At 26.6% G+C, this 18,905-nt stretch carries 25 protein-coding genes; 10 read left to right on the plus strand and 15 right to left on the minus strand.

Going from position 1 to position 18,905, the window contains the following annotated elements; all coding sequences use genetic code 11:
• Position 1 precedes the first annotated feature (1 nt).
• Genes AMYT_RS10685 through nosZ form a run of 12 tightly spaced genes read right to left on the minus strand, consistent with a single transcriptional unit; the run spans position 2 to position 10,210 of the window.
• Positions 2 to 658 (minus strand): Crp/Fnr family transcriptional regulator, encoded by a 657-nt coding sequence (locus AMYT_RS10685; RefSeq protein ID WP_114842517.1) that lies wholly within the window; start codon positions 656 to 658, stop codon positions 2 to 4.
• On the minus strand, positions 658 to 1,122 hold the full coding sequence (locus AMYT_RS10690) for a nitrous oxide reductase accessory protein NosL (RefSeq protein ID WP_114842518.1): 465 nt from the start codon (positions 1,120 to 1,122) through the stop codon (positions 658 to 660). The genes AMYT_RS10685 and AMYT_RS10690 overlap by 1 nt, the downstream gene beginning before the upstream one ends.
• Positions 1,119 to 1,946 carry an ABC transporter permease gene (locus tag AMYT_RS10695; protein ID WP_114842519.1) on the minus strand — a complete coding sequence of 276 codons (828 nt, stop codon included), beginning with the start codon at positions 1,944 to 1,946 and terminating at the stop codon, positions 1,119 to 1,121. Before AMYT_RS10695 ends, AMYT_RS10690 begins: the two co-directional genes overlap by 4 nt.
• Positions 1,946 to 2,377, minus strand: coding sequence for a nitrous oxide reductase accessory protein NosL (locus tag AMYT_RS10700; protein ID WP_114842520.1), 432 nt, complete (start codon positions 2,375 to 2,377; stop codon positions 1,946 to 1,948). Before AMYT_RS10700 ends, AMYT_RS10695 begins: the two co-directional genes overlap by 1 nt.
• On the minus strand, positions 2,364 to 3,002 hold the full coding sequence (locus tag AMYT_RS10705; RefSeq protein ID WP_114842521.1) for an ABC transporter ATP-binding protein: 639 nt from the start codon (positions 3,000 to 3,002) through the stop codon (positions 2,364 to 2,366). The genes AMYT_RS10700 and AMYT_RS10705 overlap by 14 nt, the downstream gene beginning before the upstream one ends.
• On the minus strand, positions 2,999 to 3,892 hold the full coding sequence (locus tag AMYT_RS10710; RefSeq protein WP_114842522.1) for a NapH/MauN family ferredoxin-type protein: 894 nt from the start codon (positions 3,890 to 3,892) through the stop codon (positions 2,999 to 3,001). Before AMYT_RS10710 ends, AMYT_RS10705 begins: the two co-directional genes overlap by 4 nt.
• 12 nt (positions 3,893 to 3,904) lie before the next feature.
• Positions 3,905 to 4,333 carry a c-type cytochrome gene (locus AMYT_RS10715; protein WP_114842523.1) on the minus strand — a complete coding sequence of 143 codons (429 nt, stop codon included), beginning with the start codon at positions 4,331 to 4,333 and terminating at the stop codon, positions 3,905 to 3,907.
• Complete coding sequence (locus AMYT_RS10720; RefSeq protein WP_114842524.1) at positions 4,320 to 4,868, minus strand: c-type cytochrome; 549 nt, start codon at positions 4,866 to 4,868, stop codon at positions 4,320 to 4,322. The genes AMYT_RS10715 and AMYT_RS10720 overlap by 14 nt, the downstream gene beginning before the upstream one ends.
• Positions 4,865 to 5,578 (minus strand): 4Fe-4S dicluster domain-containing protein, encoded by a 714-nt coding sequence (locus AMYT_RS10725; protein WP_114842525.1) that lies wholly within the window; start codon positions 5,576 to 5,578, stop codon positions 4,865 to 4,867. The genes AMYT_RS10720 and AMYT_RS10725 overlap by 4 nt, the downstream gene beginning before the upstream one ends.
• Complete coding sequence (gene nosD, locus AMYT_RS10730; RefSeq protein ID WP_114842526.1) at positions 5,568 to 6,791, minus strand: nitrous oxide reductase family maturation protein NosD; 1,224 nt, start codon at positions 6,789 to 6,791, stop codon at positions 5,568 to 5,570. Before nosD ends, AMYT_RS10725 begins: the two co-directional genes overlap by 11 nt.
• A gap of 4 nt (positions 6,792 to 6,795) precedes the next feature.
• Positions 6,796 to 7,557 (minus strand): cytochrome C, encoded by a 762-nt coding sequence (locus tag AMYT_RS10735; RefSeq protein ID WP_114842527.1) that lies wholly within the window; start codon positions 7,555 to 7,557, stop codon positions 6,796 to 6,798.
• A gap of 58 nt (positions 7,558 to 7,615) precedes the next feature.
• Complete coding sequence (gene nosZ, locus AMYT_RS10740; RefSeq protein ID WP_114842528.1) at positions 7,616 to 10,210, minus strand: Sec-dependent nitrous-oxide reductase; 2,595 nt, start codon at positions 10,208 to 10,210, stop codon at positions 7,616 to 7,618.
• 495 nt (positions 10,211 to 10,705) lie between these two features.
• Here nosZ and AMYT_RS10745 point away from each other — a divergent pair, with 495 nt between their 5' ends.
• The 10 genes from AMYT_RS10745 to AMYT_RS10790 all read left to right on the plus strand — a co-directional run bounded on the left by AMYT_RS10745 (position 10,706) and on the right by AMYT_RS10790 (position 17,964).
• Entirely contained in the window at positions 10,706 to 11,140 is a 435-nt protein-coding gene (locus AMYT_RS10745; protein ID WP_114842529.1) for an NUDIX domain-containing protein, read from the plus strand.
• A 3-nt stretch (positions 11,141 to 11,143) separates the two neighbouring features.
• Complete coding sequence (locus AMYT_RS10750; protein WP_114842530.1) at positions 11,144 to 12,667, plus strand: sensor histidine kinase; 1,524 nt, start codon at positions 11,144 to 11,146, stop codon at positions 12,665 to 12,667.
• A 58-nt stretch (positions 12,668 to 12,725) separates the two neighbouring features.
• Complete coding sequence (locus AMYT_RS10755) at positions 12,726 to 13,022, plus strand: hypothetical protein (protein WP_114842531.1); 297 nt, start codon at positions 12,726 to 12,728, stop codon at positions 13,020 to 13,022.
• Positions 13,023 to 13,357: 335 nt separating this feature from the next.
• Positions 13,358 to 13,585: a hypothetical protein gene (locus tag AMYT_RS10760; protein ID WP_114842532.1), complete on the plus strand. Its 228-nt coding sequence runs from the start codon at positions 13,358 to 13,360 to the stop codon at positions 13,583 to 13,585.
• Positions 13,586 to 13,745: 160 nt separating this feature from the next.
• On the plus strand, positions 13,746 to 14,897 hold the full coding sequence (locus AMYT_RS10765) for an Opr family porin (protein WP_114842533.1): 1,152 nt from the start codon (positions 13,746 to 13,748) through the stop codon (positions 14,895 to 14,897).
• Positions 14,898 to 15,128: 231 nt separating this feature from the next.
• Positions 15,129 to 15,455 carry a DUF2325 domain-containing protein gene (locus AMYT_RS10770; RefSeq protein ID WP_114842534.1) on the plus strand — a complete coding sequence of 109 codons (327 nt, stop codon included), beginning with the start codon at positions 15,129 to 15,131 and terminating at the stop codon, positions 15,453 to 15,455.
• Positions 15,455 to 16,219, plus strand: a complete 765-nt coding sequence (locus tag AMYT_RS10775; RefSeq protein ID WP_114842535.1) for a hypothetical protein — start codon at positions 15,455 to 15,457, stop codon at positions 16,217 to 16,219. The genes AMYT_RS10770 and AMYT_RS10775 overlap by 1 nt, the downstream gene beginning before the upstream one ends.
• Positions 16,220 to 16,236: 17 nt before the next feature.
• Positions 16,237 to 16,734: a flavodoxin gene (locus AMYT_RS10780; protein ID WP_114842536.1), complete on the plus strand. Its 498-nt coding sequence runs from the start codon at positions 16,237 to 16,239 to the stop codon at positions 16,732 to 16,734.
• 124 nt (positions 16,735 to 16,858) lie between these two features.
• Positions 16,859 to 17,368, plus strand: a complete 510-nt coding sequence (locus AMYT_RS10785) for a flavodoxin (protein WP_114842537.1) — start codon at positions 16,859 to 16,861, stop codon at positions 17,366 to 17,368.
• Between the two features lie 92 nt (positions 17,369 to 17,460).
• Positions 17,461 to 17,964 carry a flavodoxin gene (locus tag AMYT_RS10790; protein ID WP_114842538.1) on the plus strand — a complete coding sequence of 168 codons (504 nt, stop codon included), beginning with the start codon at positions 17,461 to 17,463 and terminating at the stop codon, positions 17,962 to 17,964.
• A gap of 23 nt (positions 17,965 to 17,987) precedes the next feature.
• Here AMYT_RS10790 and AMYT_RS10795 read toward each other — a convergent pair whose 3' ends face one another.
• From AMYT_RS10795 to AMYT_RS15150, 3 genes are all read right to left on the minus strand, one after another.
• Complete coding sequence (locus tag AMYT_RS10795; protein ID WP_114842539.1) at positions 17,988 to 18,431, minus strand: Fur family transcriptional regulator; 444 nt, start codon at positions 18,429 to 18,431, stop codon at positions 17,988 to 17,990.
• Between the two features lie 85 nt (positions 18,432 to 18,516).
• Complete coding sequence (locus AMYT_RS10800) at positions 18,517 to 18,726, minus strand: hypothetical protein (protein ID WP_114842540.1); 210 nt, start codon at positions 18,724 to 18,726, stop codon at positions 18,517 to 18,519.
• A complete protein-coding gene (locus AMYT_RS15150) occupies positions 18,713 to 18,835 on the minus strand; it encodes a hypothetical protein (protein ID WP_265936023.1) in 123 nt (40 codons plus the stop codon). The genes AMYT_RS10800 and AMYT_RS15150 overlap by 14 nt, the downstream gene beginning before the upstream one ends.
• Positions 18,836 to 18,905 lie beyond the last annotated feature (70 nt).

The following is an 18,905-nucleotide window of genomic DNA, read 5'->3' on the forward strand; positions in this document are numbered from 1 at the left end:
TTTACTTTATTAAATAGCTTTTTAGCTTTTGTCTATTTAAAATTGATAAGGTATTGTATTCATCCATACTAATTAATTTTTGCTCTTTTAATTTTGTTAGAGTTCTTGATAAACTTTCAGCAGATATACCCAAATCTTGTGCAACTTTCCAATGTTTTTTTTCATTTAATATAGAAATATCTTCCAAAATCAAACTTACAACTTGTTCTAAAATTGATAGTTTTCGAATAGGTCTAAAACTATTTAAATTTACATGATAATAAAGTTTTTTAGAAATTGAATCCATTAATACTTTTTGAGCTAAAAGCATTTCCTCTTTATTTTCAAAAAGAGTAATATACTTTTTATAATCTATTATGATAACTTTAGATTCTTTTTCACATTTGCCAGTGGCTGGATATGGTATTTCATCTACATTGGCAAGTTCAGCTATTAAACATAAGGGTTTAAAATATCTTAAAACTTGCGTAGAACCATTTTCATTTGTTTTATAAACACAAATTTCTCCATCAACTAATAAAAAAAGATTAAAAGCCTTATCCCCTTCATAAAAAACAATTTTATCTTTGGGATAAGTAATCATTTTGCAAATATTAAGAATCTCTTCTATCATCTCATCAGTAAAAGTAGAAAAATACTCTTTTATATATTTTTTCATTATCTTAGTTCTAAATAATTAATAAAATTTGCAGTCATTCTATCAATGCTATAAATTTTTTTACCACTTTGCTTTTCTAAAAAATCTTGTGCATCTACTTTTTTTGAAAAAGGAATAATATCATCTCCACCAACAGACATAATCTTACTTCCAAATACATAAAAAGCAGTTTGTGAATCAATAATTTTTCCAGTTTTATAATCAGTTATATAAACCTTATAAATATCCTCTTTTTTATTTTGTAAAGAGTAAGCAAAAGTATATTTAGGTGAACTTAGTGCAACAACTACTCCATTATTAAACTGTACATAGCCTAACCATAATTTATGTTTAGAAATAGATACTTTTTTTATAGGACAACTCTCTTGCTTAAGCTTTAAATCTTCATACTTTTTACCAACTAAAGAAATAGGTGTTGCAAAAACAAAATTTACAAAAAATAAACAATATAAAAAAATTCTCATACTAAATCCTTCTTTTTAAAAATTTTATATCCAATAAAACTAAAAATACATCCTAATAAGATTGGATAAACAAGACAATAAACCATTAAAAAGTTTTTTCCAAATTCATCTAAAATAAAATAACTTGCAGGACCAATAACTGAAAGTTGAGGGTCAAATAAAACAATAGCTCCTATTCTAAAAACTTGTAGAGGATTTACTAAAGCTATACTATAAATTAGTTCTGCATTTGCAGTGGTTTTAATTAAAGCACCTATTAATAAAATATCTAAAAAAGCCAAGAAAAAAAGCCATAAAAAAAATGCAATTGCAAGGGCGATTTCTTGTGTTTTTACTAAACTTGAAATAAAAAAACTAAAACCTAAAAAACATATATTTACTGAAATAATCAATAAAATAAAGTAAAAAAACACTTCCCAAGGAATTTGTACACTTTTAAAAATACTCCAAACTAAAGCAAGAGCTAATGCTCCTAAAATAGGAAGAGTAGTACTAAATAGCTTTCCTAAAATTTTCCCAAAAAAATACTCTTTTAAAGAAATAGGAAAAGATAAAAGATACTCTAATACATTACTATCTCTATCTGCTGCAATTGTTCTTACAGTATTTATTAAAATAAAAATTGGAACTATAACTATACAAATTTCTATAAAAATAAGTAAAACTCTACTTAGTCCACTAAAACCTTGTACCCTTGATTCAGTTACACCTGTAATAAAAAATAGGGCAATAATTCCTCCAAAAACTAAAGTATAAAATAAAAACCATTTAGAACGCAAAGACTCTTTTATATCAGTTGAAAAAACTAAAATTAAATTTTTCATTATAAACTTCCTAATATTTTTTCTTTTACATATGAAAACTTATGATTAGTTTTTCCTTCAACTTCAAACTTATAAGCACTAAATCCAAAAGCCATAGGAGTAATAGCTCCATATACCCAATAAGCCTCTTTTGCATTTAACCACTCTCCTGTTGTTGCATCAGAGATATAAATAATAGCTTCATTTTCCCAATTTAGTTTTTCTTCTTTAAACCATACTACCATACAACCAATATCATCAAAATAAAATCTTTCCCCATTTGTAGGATTGATAATTTGAACTGCATAATTTCTATTGCTTATTATCATCTTACATCTTTGGCAAATTTCCCTATCCCACTTTATCTCTTTTGCAGTAGTATCAACTTTTACTTCACAGCCCATACTAAAAAAAACTAAAAGTAATAATATTAAATAGTTATATTTTTTCATCACTAATTACCTTTCCTAAATCCATTTGTATTTTTCTATTTACAATATGAGAAACCTCATCTATTCTATGACTTACAAAAATCATAAGTTTTTTTTCATTGTACTCTTCAAGTAAAGAGTAAAACATCTCTCTACCCTTTGGGTCTAAGTTTGCAGTTGGTTCATCAAATATAAAAATATCAGGATTTTTAGCAATAGCAATTGATATTAATAATTTTTGTTTCATTCCCCCTGAGAGTTTAAAAAAGACTTTTTTTAAATGACTTTGTAAATCCAAATCCATTTTTTTACAAAGTCTAAAAATATCATCTATATTTACATTGCTTGAAACTTTAGCATATAAGATAAGTTCTTCTACTGTTAATCTAATAGGAGGAGGAAGCTGAGGAACAAAGCCTATAAGATTTAAAGTATTTACCCTATCTTTAAAAGGGTCTTTATTAGCTATTAAAATCTCTCCTTTAGTTGGTAAATATTGCCCTAAAATACTTCTTATAAGTGTGGTTTTACCTGCACCATTTTGCCCCATAATAATTATGTTTTCACCTTTATTTAACTCTAAAGAGACATTATCTAAAGAGATTTGATTGGCAAATTTTTTTGTTAGATTATTTATTTTTATCATATTAACTTCTTTAATTTAGTTTCATATCTTAAAGCATCTTGATGACATACTTCTATGCATCTTCCACACAAAGTACAATCACCACTTAAAATAAAGCTTTCTTTTTCATTTTTATTATTTGCATTTTTTTTAGTAATTTCAAGAACATGAGGTACTAAACATACATTACTACAAACCTGACAATGATCACATTTATCATCCCAAACTATTTTAGTAGCACTAGGCCAACCAATTAAAGCATATGTAGTTCCAATAGGACAAATATATCTACACCAAGCCCTTTGTGAAAAAAACACTTCTACTAAAAAAACAGCTAAAACCAAAGATAAAGCTACACTATATCCATAAACAATAGCCCTACTTAAAATACCTACAATATTAAAAGTTTCAAAAACTAAATATCCACTAATAAAACTAAGTAATAAAAAAATAAACCAAAAAATATATTTTATTTTTTCATTAAAACTATATGATTTTATAAGTTTTGCTTTTAAAAGTTTTCTATGTATTTTTTCAGCAATTTCTCCTATAATAGTATAAGGACATACCCAAGAACAGTAAGCTCTACCTCCAATTAGAAGGTAAACTATTACTATTGTTGCTGTACCTATTATTAGATTTATTGGTATTTTATGATGAGCTAAAAAAACCTCTAAAGTTATAAAAGGATCAATTAAATGAAATCCTAAAAACCTAGAGCCACTTAAAGTTCCTTCTAAAACTTGTAAATCAATATTATAAGAAAGAAAAAAAATAAGGTGTATTAAAATTACACTAAGCCATCTATAAAATCTAATGCCCAATCTCTTTTTCCCATCTTTAGAAGTACTAATAAAAGTATCAAAAAAGGACACAGTTTCTATTGTAGCTCTTGTATTATATTTATTCATAATTAGCCTTAACTATTTAAAATTTGAAATCTCTTTAGCAAGTTCTTCCAACTGTAAAGCAGTAGCATTATTTAATAATCCTTTCATTAAAGAATTAGAAACCCTATCATTTTTATAATCATCAAGTTTTTTTAAAATATACTCTTGAGATTTTCCCATAATACTTGGAGCCACTCTTGTACCTTCACCTTTTTTCCCATGACATGAAGAACATCTAACTACATATAAATTACTTACTTTTAATGTAGAACCAGCTTGTTTTTTTAAATCCTCTAGCTTTTGCTCCTCTTCACTTTTTATAACTACTTTAGCTATAGGTTTTTCTTGTGATATTTGCTTTTTTTCAACAACTACATTTGTACTTTCTTGTGAAATTAAATATCCCATTAGTACAATAATAAGAGTTGCTAGTATTAGTGCAATTACTCTATTTATACTCATCTTTTTGCCTTTGTATCTCTTTATTTAAATTAGAAATCTCTTTTGCTAAAGATTCAATCTCTTTATCATCCATTTGAGAAACTAGATATTTCATTAGCTCATTAACTTTTGTTTTAGCTCTATATGCTTTTATCATATCACTTATCTCTTTTTCACTCTTTTCTATTAAAGAAGGACCCACTACTCCATTTGCATAATCATCATGACATGCTGAACATTTAACAATATAGTTTTTACTTAAAGACTTTGACAAAATAGCTATATTTAACCTTTCATAGTTATTTTTAATAGTTGCTAAAGCTGCTATTTCTTTTGTTAAGTTTGTTTCAACACCATCAGGAGAGATACTAACTTTTTTATTACCATCTAAATCATAAGTAATAAAAGGATTTTCCTCTTTTATTTTTTCTCCCTCAATTATCTTAATTTTAGGAGTTTGTTCTACTGCTTGAGTAGTTGTTGTTTCTTTTGTTTGCTTCTCTTCACAACCACTAAATAAAAAAACTAATGTTATTAAAAATAGTAAATATTTCATCCATATATCTCCTTATATTCTGCTCTTGGAACTATTACAATAGCAGCTTCATCTTTTGAAGGACATAACTCCTCACATACACCACAACCTACACATTCACTTCTAACCTCAGGATACCAACGACCTTGTTTATCCTGCATCATTTTTATAGCTTTTTCTTTTTCTAAATAAGGGCATAAATCAGCACATATCGTACAGGCTTTGCCCACATAACTTTGCACATCTTTTAAAACTTTTTCTTCTCTTTCATTTTTATTTGAATGAGTTAAAATCTCTTCTATATGCTCTTTAGTTACTTTTTCATTTAATAAAGCCAAACATTTATTTGGATTTTTTAAAACTGCAACTCCCATTTTTACATCTTTTGCTTCTGTTATGGCATGGTTTAAAGAGCCACTTGGACAAGCTAATACACAAGGAAGTAGATCACATAAATAACAACCTCTTTGTCTTGCATCAACATAAGGAGTTCCCGCACTACTTCCAGTATTTATATCAAGTAGTGATAAAGTATGATAAGGGCATACTTGAACACACTGCCCACATTTAATACAAGTAGATAAAAAATCTTTCTCATCTAATGCCCCAGGAGGTCTTAAAAAGTTTGTTTTTGCATTTAACTTAGGAAAAAGATATATTCCTGAAGAAAATACAGAACCAAAAAAAAGTGTTCCTACTCCTAATTTAACAAAATCTCTTCTATCTTTCATCTTTTTGGCTCCATTGTATTAAAGGTTCATTATCACTTGCTAATAAAGAAGGCTCTGAAAAAGGTGCAAATTTTGCTAAAAAATTCAATAAATCAATTACCACTGAACCATAAAAGAATTTAACATTTGGGTTATATAACCACAACTTATCTGCATAAATATAGTGATTAAAAGGAATATCTCCAACACCATCTTTATTTCTATCAAAGCCTTCATAATTATCCCAATAGTTCCTATGCCAAAGATTTAAACTTAAATTATTTCTTGGAGAATCATTTACTATAGGTTCCATATTCCCTTTGATAATATTTTCTTGAAAAATATTTTTTTCTCTTAAAGCTTGAAATTGAATTGCACTTGAATTATAAAGGATTTTATTATTCTTATAGATATTTGTAGTATTTGGTTGAAAAGGAGATTGGTCTATATAAATACCTCTTGCATTATAAATAATCTTATTATCTATTAAAGTAAAATTAGAACTATCCTTCATCCCTATTCCAACCCCAAAAGCACCAGTTGAATTTTTAATAGTATTATTAATAGCAGTTGTTCCACTACTATACATAAAAAATATCCCAACTGAACTATGCTCAAAAAGATTGTTTTGAACTAAGTTTCTACCTGCATACATAAAGTGTAAAGAGTATCTATTATAACTTCCATGATTTTGTTCAATAACATTTCCACTTGAATACCAAATAACAAAATCTCTTGATTTATAAATTTTATTACTAAGAAGTTGATTATCATGGCTATACCACAACCTAATAGCATCACCTCTTAAGCCCAAATCATAATTTTTAGAAGTAATAAAGTTATCAATAATTAAAGACCTATTTACTTTTTGAAAATTTATTCCAAATAAAGAGTCTTCAATATGATTATTTTTTATTTTAATATTATTTACATTTTGGGCCAAAATGGCACTATCAATTTTTTCATGGCTACTACCACTTCCTTTAATTGTTAGATTTTTTAATGTAACATTTGAACTATTAATAGTAATAACTGTACCCTTACCATCTCCAACTATTTTTGCACTTTTATCTAAGCCATCTATTGTTAAGGGTTTATTTATTACTATATTTCCATAATATTCACCTTTTTGAAGTTGAATAATAGAACCCTCTGAAGCTTTATTTATAGCTTCTTGAAGTGGGGATGCAAAAGATGCTATAGTTAAACATATTACTAAAAGAAGTTGTTTCATAATATTATTTTCTTTGCTCTTTTAATTTTGAAAAAACTGCTAATATACTTAAAATACTAACAATAACTAAAATATAATAACCAACTGTAGGGTATGAGTGAGTTGTAAATTGTGCAACTTTCCCATCTCCAAAAACTGTAGGCATAAATGGTTTTATTGTAAAAGCACCCCACTCTTGCATATTATGCCCATACCAATATAACCAACCTGCATAATCAGCTAAAAAAGCAATTGGCAAGATAATAGGAACTACCATTAAAAGCCAAGAATACTTATTTTTTAAATATAAATATCCAAGCATCATCAAAGTTAAAAGTAAAAAGAAATAAGGTACTATTTTTCTTTCAAATTGCCCTCCGTGTTCCATAGGATACATACCTATATAGTGATTAATTGTATTCATTTCTTGTACATCTCCACTATATCCATCAAAATGAAAGAATACAGGTATTCCATCTGGAAAAGCCTCTTTTGGATAGTTTGGAGCTTCAAGAGATACTTTCCAAACAGGGATACTTGCAACCCCTATTTCTGCTCTTGCTTGCAACATATTTTCTAAAGAACCAATTGCTTTTTTAGGTGTATTAGGACTTTGATATTGAAATTTCTCATAAAAATTCCAAATAGAATATGAATAAGAAGGAATTGCATCTGTATTATGATTTTTAATTTTATTCATAACTCCGTGAAAACCAATTATTGGTATTGTAAAACAAAAACTTATTAATAATAAAGCCAATACCGTAAAAACTTGGTATTTTTTCATTTAATTTCTCCTAAAGGGTATATAATCAGTAAGAAAAAACTTTCTTACTGATTATTATTTATTGATTTAAATGTGCGTTTTCGTCAATCCATTTCATATATTCAATAATATTTTTAACCTCATCTGGTTTCATATTTTGATTTGGCATTCTTAGATTAAATGCTTTAATCATTGCATCAATATAAGGATGGTCATAATATTTTTCTGGATTTAAAATAAAGTTATATAAGAATTTTTCTGCATTCTCATGTCTTAAAAGTGCACCCGTTAAATCAGGACCTGAACTTACTTTTCCAATAACATGGCAGCCATTACATCCACCTCTTAAGTAAGCTTCTTCACCTTTTCTAGCTTTTTCACTCATAGGAGTTGATAACTCTTTTGCTAAAAGATTTTTAGCTCTTAATCCAACATCTGCTGTTTTAACCATATATTGCCATACTTGGTTTTCCCATAAAATTGCAGTATTTAAATCACCCTCTTTATAAGCTTTATTTGCTTTTTCTTTTTCCGCAGGAATTTTTCCATATTGGTCTAAAGCATCAGTAACTAAGGCTTTAACTTGAGGATATTTTTCAAAACCTTTCTCTTTTAAGAATTTAACAACAGTTTGAATAACAGCATCTGTTGCTTTATTTGTAGCTACTATTTTTTTATACTCTTTTTGTAACTCTTCAGGAGACATTTTTGCTACTTTTGCAGCTTTATAGTTTGGATATTTTTTATTATCATCTTTAATTGTTAAATATCCCATCATCTCTAAGTGTAAGGCAGAACAAAATTCTGTACAATAGTAAGGGAATACTCCCTCTTGGTCAGCTTTAAATGTAACAGAAGCTGTTTTTCCAGGCTCAACAGAAGCGTGTACATTTAATCCTGAAACACCAAAAGCATGAGTTTCATCTGTTGCTCTTTCTAAGTTTGTAATATAAATAGTAACTTCATCACCTTTTTTAACAGTGATATTTTCTGGATTTAAGTGACTTCTAATAGCAGTCATATAAACTTTAACTTTATTACCATCTCTTTCTATTCTTTCTTGTCCAGCAAGTGTAGCACCTTCGTGAACTTCTCCTGTTCTACTATTTGTACCCATTTTGTCATAAGTTTTTTTAGGTTTAATTTTACTTGCATGAATAGATACAACATCATGAGGCTCTCCTAAAGGTAAAGGCATATCATAAATTAATTCCATCTTATCACTTTGTAAATCAATTAATTGATGATTTTGAGGATGAAGTGGTCCCACAGGTAAAAATCTATCAATTGATAGTTTATTTAAAGCAATACCGTATTCACCCCTTGGTTTTGTAGATTTACCTTCCATTGTATCTAGGTGTCCAATATTATAATGAACATTTACCCTATCAAGAATTTTTAGATTTTTATAATCCCATTTTACAATTTGAGAATCCACATAAAGTGAAGTATAAAGAATCCCATCTTCTTTATCAAATGAAGTATGTAAAGGCCCAAGTCCCAACTCAAGCTGACCATGTAAACTTTTTTTCATATCTAAAATTGGAATACCAAAAGGGTCTTTTCCAATAAAATCTTTAGTATCAATTAAATTTTTAATCTTTTTAAAGTCATAAATAGAAACATGCGTATCTAATTTTCCACCAACAATTAAATATCTTCCATCAGGAGATACATCAACCCCATGGGGAGATTTTGCTTCAGGAATTAAAAATAAAGCTCCAGCTTTTACAGCTGCATCAATAGTTACAACTTTATGATTATTAATAACCTTTACATTTTTAGGATCTTTTGCAAGTTTTTCTAAAATTTGCCAGTTATAAATATGCATATAGTCTGTATCATTTCTACTCATACCAGCTTCAAAAGGAGGTAAGCCTTTTTCAATACCACCAGTATACATCTCTGAGTTAAAACTATTTGTAAAAGCCCATCCCATTGAAACACCCTTACCAGCATCACTTAAATCTTGCATATAAGGTGGAAGTTCTAAAGTAAAAGACTCTTTTTCATTAATCTTTCCTTTTTCATAATCAAACTTCCATAAAGTTACTCCTCCTCTATATTTTTCTTCATATGCTTCAATTGGAACCCATTCATTTTCAAAAGGAGCAGCATATTGTGCAGCATCAACTATATATTCAGTATTTGGAGTAACAAAACTACCTCCATGAGTACTTCTTAATACTGGGTTTACCACTATTTGAGTTGTTTCAAAATCATGAAGATTAATAACTGCAACTCTTGGGTTTGCCTTATCATTAATAAATAGATAATCTCCTACATATTCTCCATTTTTTTCACTAAAATTAGGATGGTGTGTATCTCCCCATTCTATTTTTTGTCCTCTAATATAACCACTTTCAAGAATTTTTCTTGATTCATTATCAAAACCATATCCTTGCCAAGGTTCAGGTGTAAAAACTCCAATATATTTTAGAATTCTCATAGAAGGAACACCATATACTAATACTTGTCCAGATTGTCCTCCTGAACTAAATACATAGTATTCATCTTTCATACCTGTTGGAGTATATGTCTTTGCTGCTGATAAAATATCTCTTTCAGTTAAACCTCTATTTTTCATGATTGTTTGCAAATCAGAAGAAGCAAAACTAGAAGAGACAAATAACGCAGAAAGTAACACTATACTTTTACGAAAATTAGATAGCATCTCGTCTCCTTAACTTTAAATTTATTAAAGTTTTAAATTTTAATTTTTAAAATTAACATTTAATTAACTTTAATATGATTGTAATTCTAACCCTTAAAGGAAAATTTTTCATTGATATATATCATTAAAATTTTCTTAAAAAAAATAGTTTGTTATAAGTTCTATTTATAAAAAAATTATTAAATATCTATTTGATGGTATCTTGTAAAGCATTTAGTTTTTAATAATATTTAAATTAGTAATTTATATTATAAGATATAATTATTTTTAATTTTTCAAATAAATTATAATTCTAAAAAAAAAGCCATAAAATAGGAGTTTTGTGTTTTATTTTAATTTAATAATCAGTTTATATTTTACTAAATCAAAATATTTATCTTTTTAAAAAAATTTATTGTTTTTTTGTAATATTTATACTAAATAAAAAAGAAATAATTAGTAAAAATAAGTTATGCTAAAATAAAAATAATATTTTATATAAGAATAGGAAAAAACTTGCAAAGCTTTAAACATAAACTAAAAACTCCTTTTTTAGCAACAGATGGAATTATAAAAATTTATACTAAAGAAGAGAAATTAAAAGGCATTGTTTTAATACAAAGAAAAAATCCTCCATTAGGATTTGCCCTACCTGGTGGCTTTGTTGATGTGGGAGAAAAAGTAGAAGAGGCTTTAAAAAGAGAGATGAAAGAAGAGGTAAACTTAGAAGTAAGTATTGAAAAATTATTAGGAGTATATTCAGACCCTAAAAGAGATAAAAGATTTCATTGTGTATCTTGTGTATATATTTGTAAGGCATATGATGACCCAATTGCAGCAGATGACGCTAAAAGCGCACACATTTATAGTTTAAATGAAATCCCTTTTGATAAACTTACATTTGACCATGAAGAGATAATTAAAGATTTTTTAAAAGATGAGGGTTTATAAAAAATGACTAAAAAAGGTTTCTCTATAATAGAAGAACTTCTATTTAATGCAAATGATATTGTATTTATAACAGATATAGAAAACTCAACAATATTCTATGCAAATAAAATGTTTTTAGATAAATTTGAATATTCAAAAGAGGAACTTTTTAAAATTGATATAGAAAAAATAAGAAAACCCTTAGAAAATGAAGCTTTTCCAAAACTTATAAAACAAATAAATAAAACTCAAGAAAGCACAACATATTCTAAATATTTTTCTAAAAGTGGAAAAAAATACTATTTAGAATCAAATAATAAATTACAAATAATTAATAATAAAAAATATGTTATTACTATTGCAAGAGATATTACACAAAAAATAGAAAAAGAAATTGTATTAGAAGATAAAATAAAAGAAAAAATAAAAGAGATTGAAAATCAAAAACTATTTTTGCATACTTTATTGAAAAATAATCCAACTTCAATTTTTTATAAAAATATAGAAGGTAAATATCTTGGTTGCAATAAAGCATGGGAAAAATTAACAGGAATAAATGCAGATGAAATTTTAGGTAAATCTGTATATGATATAGCCCCAAAAGATATTGCACAAATCTATCATTTACAAGATGAAAAAGTATTTAAGCTAGAAGAAAACCCTCAAATTTATCAATCTGAAGTTTTTAATAAAAGTGAAAATAAAAGATTTAATGTTGTTTTTTATAAATCTGCATTTTTTGATTCAAATCATAAGGTAGCTGGTCTTATTGGTGTAGTTATTGATATTACAGATATAACAATTCTTGAAAAAGAAAAAGAAAAAAAAGAAAAGCTTTTATATCAACAATCAAAAATGGCAGCAATGGGAGAAATGATAGAAAACATTGCCCATCAATGGAGACAACCCTTATCTACTATGACAGCAAGTGCTAGTGGTATAAAAATGCAAAAAGAGTTTGGTATTTTAGATGAAACTAATTTAAATGAATTTTTAGATGCAATTTTAGAATCAGCAAAACATCTATCTCAAACAATTGATGATTTTAGAAACTTTTTTAAGTATTCTAAAAATGAAGAAAACTTTAATATAAAAATTGTTTTTGATAAGACTTTATCTTTACTTTCGTCAAAACTTAAAAATAGAAATATTAAAATAATAAAACAAATAGAAGAGATAAATATTTTAGCCTTACAAAATGAACTAATTCATGTAGTTTTAAATATTTTAAATAATGCAAATGATGCTCTTGAAAAAATAAATGAAGAAGAAAAATATATTTTTATTTCTTGTTATAAAGAAAATAATCAAGCCATAATTGAGATAAAAGATAATGCAAAAGGCATAGAAGAAAAGATTTTTAATAAAATTTTTGAGCCTTACTTTACAACAAAACATCAGACAAATGGAACAGGGATTGGGTTATATATGAGTAAAGAAATAGTACAAAAGCATCTATATGGAACAATTGATGTTCAAAACTCTACATATACATATAAGAATAAAACTTACACAGGAGCAAAGTTTATTATAAAACTTCCTTTATAATAAGTTCTATTTAAGAACAGAATACATAAAATAGTAAACTTTAATAAAGAGGAGTGTTATGCAAAATTTTGATCAAATTATAGTTTTAGTTATTGTTTTTACAGCTGCATTTGTAACTTGGAAGATGGTAAAAGATTTCTATATTACAAAGATGAATATGGTTTTTGCACATATTATAGCCATTGCAACTTCATCATTTATGCTTCTTTCTACAATGTTTTTATTTGTGCCTAAAAACTACCAAAGAGGACAAACAGCAGAAGTAGAGCTATCATTTTTATCTGTTGGAATAGTTATAATTATGGTAGGTATTTTATATTTATTTTTTAAATATATTCCTTCTAAAGATAAATAATTTTATCTTTAGAAACTTTTTTTATCTTTCATCTATAAATTCTAAAATAAGAATTATTAATTTATATCAATGATACTTACTATTATTTCTGACACTATTCTAAAAATTAGAATTTAAACTTTGGAAAAATTCAGATAAATTAAGTATAAACTATAAAATATCAAAAAATGGTGATTTTTTTATTGGAATTGCTAATATTTTTGATAAAAAAGTAGAAGAGGTATTAGAAACTAATATTAGAATATTTTTTACACGGAAGTAAAATTTAAATTCTAATTAATTTTTTTATAAGTTCAGATTGATAATAATTATCAAAATTTATTATAAGGGCTTAGATGGAAGATTTTTTTCTTATTGAACTTGGAGAAGATGAATATAGTCATCAACTAGAATATGAAGAAATGGTTATTGAGTATTGTATTGATGTACTTGATATTCCAGAAGAAAAAATTGAATGTGTAAATATCTTAAACAACCAGTATATTGAACTTACACTTCAAAATTTACAAAAAGAGGATGTAAGTGAAGATTGGTATGTAAATTTACATAAAATTTCAAGGTAAATGCAACTAAGTTGCATTTAATCTCTTTTAAGATAATATTTTTATAAAAGTTTTTGGTATGATATTAATAACAACTATCATTATAAGCTTTTTTTAATGTTTATTTTTTTATTATTGCATCACAAAAAAGATTCTTCTAAAAAATACACAAAGGAAATATATGAAAAAGAATTTAAGTTTATTTGCAAGCGCGGCAATTTTATGCACTACTTCTTTATTTGCTGACTCAACTTCTATTGATGAAGCGTTTAAAAATGGTAAAGTAAGTGGAGATATTTCTGTTCATTATGAAACATGGAATAAAAAAGGTGGTGAGGAAGATAGTGGTTTTTCTACACCTTCAGTTGGATTAAAATTTGAAACAGATACATATAAAGGTTTCCAAGCAGGAGTTGCATTTAGAGGTAATACAGAATTATCAGAAGAAAATCACGATGATTACGAAGCTACAATGCAAAAAGATGGTTCAGTTACAGAAGCATATGTACAATATGAAAATGATACTTTTTTAGTAAAAGCGGGGAGACAAGAGATTGATTTAGAGTGGTTAGGAGATTATAATGATGGTGTTGTTGCTGTATTAAAAGCAATCCCATATACAACTTTAACTGCTGGATACACAAATAGACAAGCGGAAATTACACTAGATACACATGACAAATTTGAAAGATTTGAAAATAAAAAAGGTGATAACTCTGCTGGATATGTAATTGATGCAAAAGTTGAGCCATTAAAAGGTTTAGTATTTAATCCATATTTTTATACTGCAAAAGATATTGCTGATTATTATGGATTAAAAACTACTTTTGATACTGATGTTTATGGATTAACTGCACACTACGCACAAACAAACGAAGATAATGTAAATGGTTCAAATGATGAAGATGGAAGCATTTTAAATTTAGAAGCAAGATTAAATATTGCTGATTTTACTTTTACAGCTGGATATATAAAAACAGATAGTAAAGGAGGAATTGGTTCAATGGATGCATTAGGTGATAATATTGATCCAACAGAAGAATTAGGTGATGCAGTTTATGCAACTGATTCAAAATCTTACTATTTAGGTGCAGGATATACATTTAAAGATTTAGAAATTTCTGCACTATATACTCAATCAAAATATGAAAATACTGATAATAATGAAAACAATGTAAAAGATAAAGAATTAACTTTTGCAGCAGCATACAGTATCACTGAACAACTAGGTGTAGAAGTAATCTATACTGATGTAGATGCAGATAAAGACTCTGTATTAAATGATGGACATGATTTTAATAAATTTGTAGCAAATGTTACATATAGTTTTTAAAATATTTTCTCTTTTATTAAGATAAAAGGTCAAGATTAACTCTTGGCCTTTTTTTATTTTCAATCTTTTTGATAACAAGTATCAATATTAATCTTACTTTAAGAAAACTTTCTATATTATTTTAATAATGATTATCATTTAAAGGATAGAAAATGGCTTCTTTATTTATTTGTAATAACAAAGATGAACTAATTAAACCAACAGGTTGTACTTGCTAAAAGGGGAAATAAAATGAGCGTTTTAATTATTGGAGGAGATAAGATCTCTCAAATATCAACAATGTTAGAAGATTTAGGTGCAAAAACAATCAATCATTGGGATGCAAGAAAAAAATCATCTGCTCCCAAGAAAAAAATACCACAAGATACAGATTGCATTATAATGCTTACTTCTTTTTTAAACCATAATACTATGCTTAAGTATAAAAGTGAAGCAAAAAGAAAAGAGATACCTTTTATTTGTGCTAAAAGAAGTGTAAATTGTGTTTATGATGAATATGTAAAAGTTATGGGTATCAAAAATTGCAATGACTGCTATGCAAATTGTGGAAATAAATAATGATATTAAATACTATTGATTTTCATAAAAATTTTTTAGGTTTTATTGATAGTAATGAGTTCTTGCCGGAAGATTTTGATCAATTCAACTCTAGTTTTAGATTAAGACAGCTTTTTTTAAACTTAAGTAATAATATATTAAAAGACACATGTACTTTTAATAAATTTGAGCAAAAAAAACTGGCAAGATACCCATTAAAAAATGCTTTTAAATATAAAATTGATTCATTATTACCTATTAGTTATATAAAAACTTTTAAGCTTTCTTCATCTTTTAATTTCTGTAAAAATTCTACATTAATAATTAATGCTTATAAAAATAGAAAATCTACTTTTATAAGTAGTTCTCAAAAGATGTTAAAAATAGCAAAGCTTATTAATTTATGCTATGTAAATAATCAACTTCAATTAATGCTAGATAAAGATTTACTATTTCATGAGTTTGTTTTTCAAAAAATTAAAAAATTACATAAAGATAAAAAAGTTCAAGATTTGGGTGATTCTATTTCCATAAAAGGAAAAGATATTGATTCACTTAAAATTTACACTTCTTGGAAAAATATAGAAGTTAAAAAACCAAATATTAAAAATGAATTAGAAAATGCAATCAAAAGTATCAAAAATGAAAACTATACGCAAGTATATTTAGTCTATCCAAAAGCAAATGATTTTAAAAGACATATACCTGTTTTTGTAGATGAATTAAAACATAAACCTTATGTAATAAAAGCAATTCCATATTCATTAAGGTCAATAATTAGATAAAAGGAGAATAATAAAATATGGCAACAGCACTTTTTTTTGCTAGTAGCACAGGAAATACTGAAGAAGTTGCAAATAAAATTGCAAAATCTTTAGGGGATATTAAAATATATAATATATGTGATAGCGATGTAAATGATATATTAAACTATGATAAGATAATCCTAGGTACTTCAACTTGGGGAGAAGGTGAACTTCAAGATGATTGGGATGAGATTTGGGAAGAGTTTTGCTCACTAGATTTTTCAAATAAAACAGTAGCACTATTTGGACTAGGGGATCAAGATGGTTATGGTGATGAGTTTTGTGATGCTTTAGGAATAATGTATGAACAAGTTAAAAAAGCAAATGCAAATATTATAGGATTTACTTCAACTGATGGTTATGAGTATGAATATTCTAAAGCACAAATTGGTGATGAATTTGCAGGTTTAGTTATAGATGAAGATAACCAAGATGACCTAACTGATGAAAGAATTGCTTCTTGGATTGAGAAAATAAAAAACAAGATTCTATAAAAAGTCAAGATTTACTCTTGACTTTCTTAAATAAAACTTATTATACTATCTAAACAAAAATTTATACCTTATTTAAAAATAATTGTTTTACTATATTAATAAAGATTAAAGCAAAGGAGTTACTATGACTTGTGCAATATTTTATGCTAGTAAGAGTGGACACGCAAAAGAGGTAGCAAATAAAATATCTTTTGCTTTAGATGAAATTAGAGTTTTTGATATAGCTGTTACAGGAAGTGAATATATCAATGACTACAAGCATCTAGTTTTTGGTATTTCAACTTGGAATCATGGTCAAATGCAACAGGACTGGCAAAAGATTTGGAAAGATTTTTCACATATTGATTTTAAAGGTAAAAAAGTTGCAATTTTTGGTCTAGGAGATCAAAAAAAATACCCTGATGAATTTGCAGATGCAATGAGATATGTTTATGATGATTTAATATCTCATGGAGCAACTGTTGTTGGTTTTACTTCAACTAAAGGATATGAATTTAACTCTTCAAAAGCAGTGATTGATGGTAAATTTGTAGGTTTAGTTTTAGATGAAGATAACCAAAGTCATTTAACAGATGAAAGAATAAAAAAGTGGGCAGAAGAGATAAAAAGTGAAATCTTATATGCAACTTCTTAAAAATAAATTAACAAAATAGATACTTAATTTAAATAAGACATTTTTTATCCTATTTATATAAAATTATAAAAAATTTTATATAAAGGATTAAAATGTCAAGTGCCATATTCTATGCAAGTAGTACAGGAAATACTGAAGAAATAGCAAATAAAATTATAGAAAAATTAGGAAATATTGATTCATATAATATAAGTAATAATCAAGAAGATGTAAAAAAAATTGCTACTTATGATAAACTAATCTTAGCCACTTCAACATGGGGTGATGGGGATTTACAAGATGATTGGGATGAATCTTGGGATAATTTTAAAGAAATTGATTTTTCAAATAAAATTGTAGCACTAGTTGGATTAGGAGATCAAGAAAGCTATGATGATACTTTTGTAAATTCACTAGGAACAATGTATGAACAAGTTATTTCTCAAGGTGGGAAAGTTATTGGTTTTACTTCTAAAGAAGGTTATGAGTTTGAAGAATCAACGGCACTAAAAGATAACCAATTTGTAGGTTTAGTTATAGATGAAGATAACCAAAGTGATTTAACTGATGAAAGAATAGATAATTGGATAGAGAAAATTAAAGAGGAAATCTTATAAGTGTTAAGGAGTTTACTCCTTAATTACTTATCTTGGCACTCTTTACAAGTTCCATACAATTGCATAGAATGACTTGTAATTTTAAAGTTATTCTTTTTAGCAATTCTATCTTGTCTTTTTTCAATCTCATCATCTATAAATTCAATAATTTTTCCACAAGTTGTACAAATCAAGTGGTCATGATGTGATTTTGCATTACTTTCATATTTTTTACCTTCAGTTCCAAAAGCAATTGATGTAATTAAATCAACTTCTTCTAAAAAACCCAAAGCTCTATAAACTGTTGCAATTCCTATATTTGAGTCTGAATATTTATTTTTAATCTCATTATAAACATCTTCAGCACTTAAATGTCCCTTAGCATTTATAAGAATATCTAAAACAATTTCCCTTTGTTCTGTATATTTTAGACCTTTTTGTTTTACTATTCTTTTAAGTTCTTCTATTACTTCTTCATTATTTGTCATAAAAATACGCCCTTCAAATTTTATACACAATTATAGTATATCTAAAGTTAGCAAAAATTTCAACATAAATATATATAAGTAAAATTTATTTGTTTTTCAGTTTTTTACTCTTTTTTTCAGGTTGGTAAAGCATATGATGCCATAAAGCAAAACCACAAAATGCGGCACCGGCAACTATGTGAGTTTTTTTAGCAATACTATTTTTCATAAACATAGAAGTTACAACCGTTGCTCCTAAAGTAGCAGTCATTCCTATTTTTGCAACTTCTTTTTTTATTTCATTATCGACTTTCATTCCTTTGTTTCCTTCTTTGTCTTCTTTGAATAGTCTTTTTTGTCCCTTTTATAGTCTCATAAGTTAATGCTGCTGTTAATATAGTAGCAATAGGTAAAATGAAAGGCATAAATTTATCTCCTAATGATAATAGTTATCATAATTTTATCCTTTTAAAGTTTAAATAAAACTGATACTAA

It is taken from the genome of Malaciobacter mytili LMG 24559, from assembly GCF_003346775.1.
In the GTDB taxonomy this organism is placed as follows: Bacteria; Campylobacterota; Campylobacteria; order Campylobacterales; family Arcobacteraceae; genus Malaciobacter; species Malaciobacter mytili.

Bases quoted from the DNA above. Each gene is read 5' to 3' on its own strand.
- AMYT_RS10685 (WP_114842517.1), bottom strand. From the start codon at position 658: ATGAAAAAATATATAAAAGAGTATTTTTCTACTTTTACTGATGAGATG.
- AMYT_RS10690 (WP_114842518.1), bottom strand. From the start codon at position 1,122: ATGAGAATTTTTTTATATTGTTTATTTTTTGTAAATTTTGTTTTTGCA.
- AMYT_RS10695 (WP_114842519.1), bottom strand. From the start codon at position 1,946: ATGAAAAATTTAATTTTAGTTTTTTCAACTGATATAAAAGAGTCTTTG.
- AMYT_RS10700 (WP_114842520.1), bottom strand. From the start codon at position 2,377: ATGAAAAAATATAACTATTTAATATTATTACTTTTAGTTTTTTTTAGT.
- AMYT_RS10705 (WP_114842521.1), bottom strand. From the start codon at position 3,002: ATGATAAAAATAAATAATCTAACAAAAAAATTTGCCAATCAAATCTCT.
- AMYT_RS10710 (WP_114842522.1), bottom strand. From the start codon at position 3,892: ATGAATAAATATAATACAAGAGCTACAATAGAAACTGTGTCCTTTTTT.
- AMYT_RS10715 (WP_114842523.1), bottom strand. From the start codon at position 4,333: ATGAGTATAAATAGAGTAATTGCACTAATACTAGCAACTCTTATTATT.
- AMYT_RS10720 (WP_114842524.1), bottom strand. From the start codon at position 4,868: ATGAAATATTTACTATTTTTAATAACATTAGTTTTTTTATTTAGTGGT.
- AMYT_RS10725 (WP_114842525.1), bottom strand. From the start codon at position 5,578: ATGAAAGATAGAAGAGATTTTGTTAAATTAGGAGTAGGAACACTTTTT.
- nosD (WP_114842526.1), bottom strand. From the start codon at position 6,791: ATGAAACAACTTCTTTTAGTAATATGTTTAACTATAGCATCTTTTGCA.
- AMYT_RS10735 (WP_114842527.1), bottom strand. From the start codon at position 7,557: ATGAAAAAATACCAAGTTTTTACGGTATTGGCTTTATTATTAATAAGT.
- nosZ (WP_114842528.1), bottom strand. From the start codon at position 10,210: ATGCTATCTAATTTTCGTAAAAGTATAGTGTTACTTTCTGCGTTATTT.
- AMYT_RS10750 (WP_114842530.1), top strand. From the start codon at position 11,144: ATGACTAAAAAAGGTTTCTCTATAATAGAAGAACTTCTATTTAATGCA.
- AMYT_RS10755 (WP_114842531.1), top strand. From the start codon at position 12,726: ATGCAAAATTTTGATCAAATTATAGTTTTAGTTATTGTTTTTACAGCT.
- AMYT_RS10760 (WP_114842532.1), top strand. From the start codon at position 13,358: ATGGAAGATTTTTTTCTTATTGAACTTGGAGAAGATGAATATAGTCAT.
- AMYT_RS10765 (WP_114842533.1), top strand. From the start codon at position 13,746: ATGAAAAAGAATTTAAGTTTATTTGCAAGCGCGGCAATTTTATGCACT.
- AMYT_RS10770 (WP_114842534.1), top strand. From the start codon at position 15,129: ATGAGCGTTTTAATTATTGGAGGAGATAAGATCTCTCAAATATCAACA.
- AMYT_RS10775 (WP_114842535.1), top strand. From the start codon at position 15,455: ATGATATTAAATACTATTGATTTTCATAAAAATTTTTTAGGTTTTATT.
- AMYT_RS10780 (WP_114842536.1), top strand. From the start codon at position 16,237: ATGGCAACAGCACTTTTTTTTGCTAGTAGCACAGGAAATACTGAAGAA.
- AMYT_RS10785 (WP_114842537.1), top strand. From the start codon at position 16,859: ATGACTTGTGCAATATTTTATGCTAGTAAGAGTGGACACGCAAAAGAG.
- AMYT_RS10790 (WP_114842538.1), top strand. From the start codon at position 17,461: ATGTCAAGTGCCATATTCTATGCAAGTAGTACAGGAAATACTGAAGAA.
- AMYT_RS10795 (WP_114842539.1), bottom strand. From the start codon at position 18,431: ATGACAAATAATGAAGAAGTAATAGAAGAACTTAAAAGAATAGTAAAA.
- AMYT_RS10800 (WP_114842540.1), bottom strand. From the start codon at position 18,726: ATGAAAGTCGATAATGAAATAAAAAAAGAAGTTGCAAAAATAGGAATG.
- AMYT_RS15150 (WP_265936023.1), bottom strand. From the start codon at position 18,835: ATGCCTTTCATTTTACCTATTGCTACTATATTAACAGCAGCATTAACT.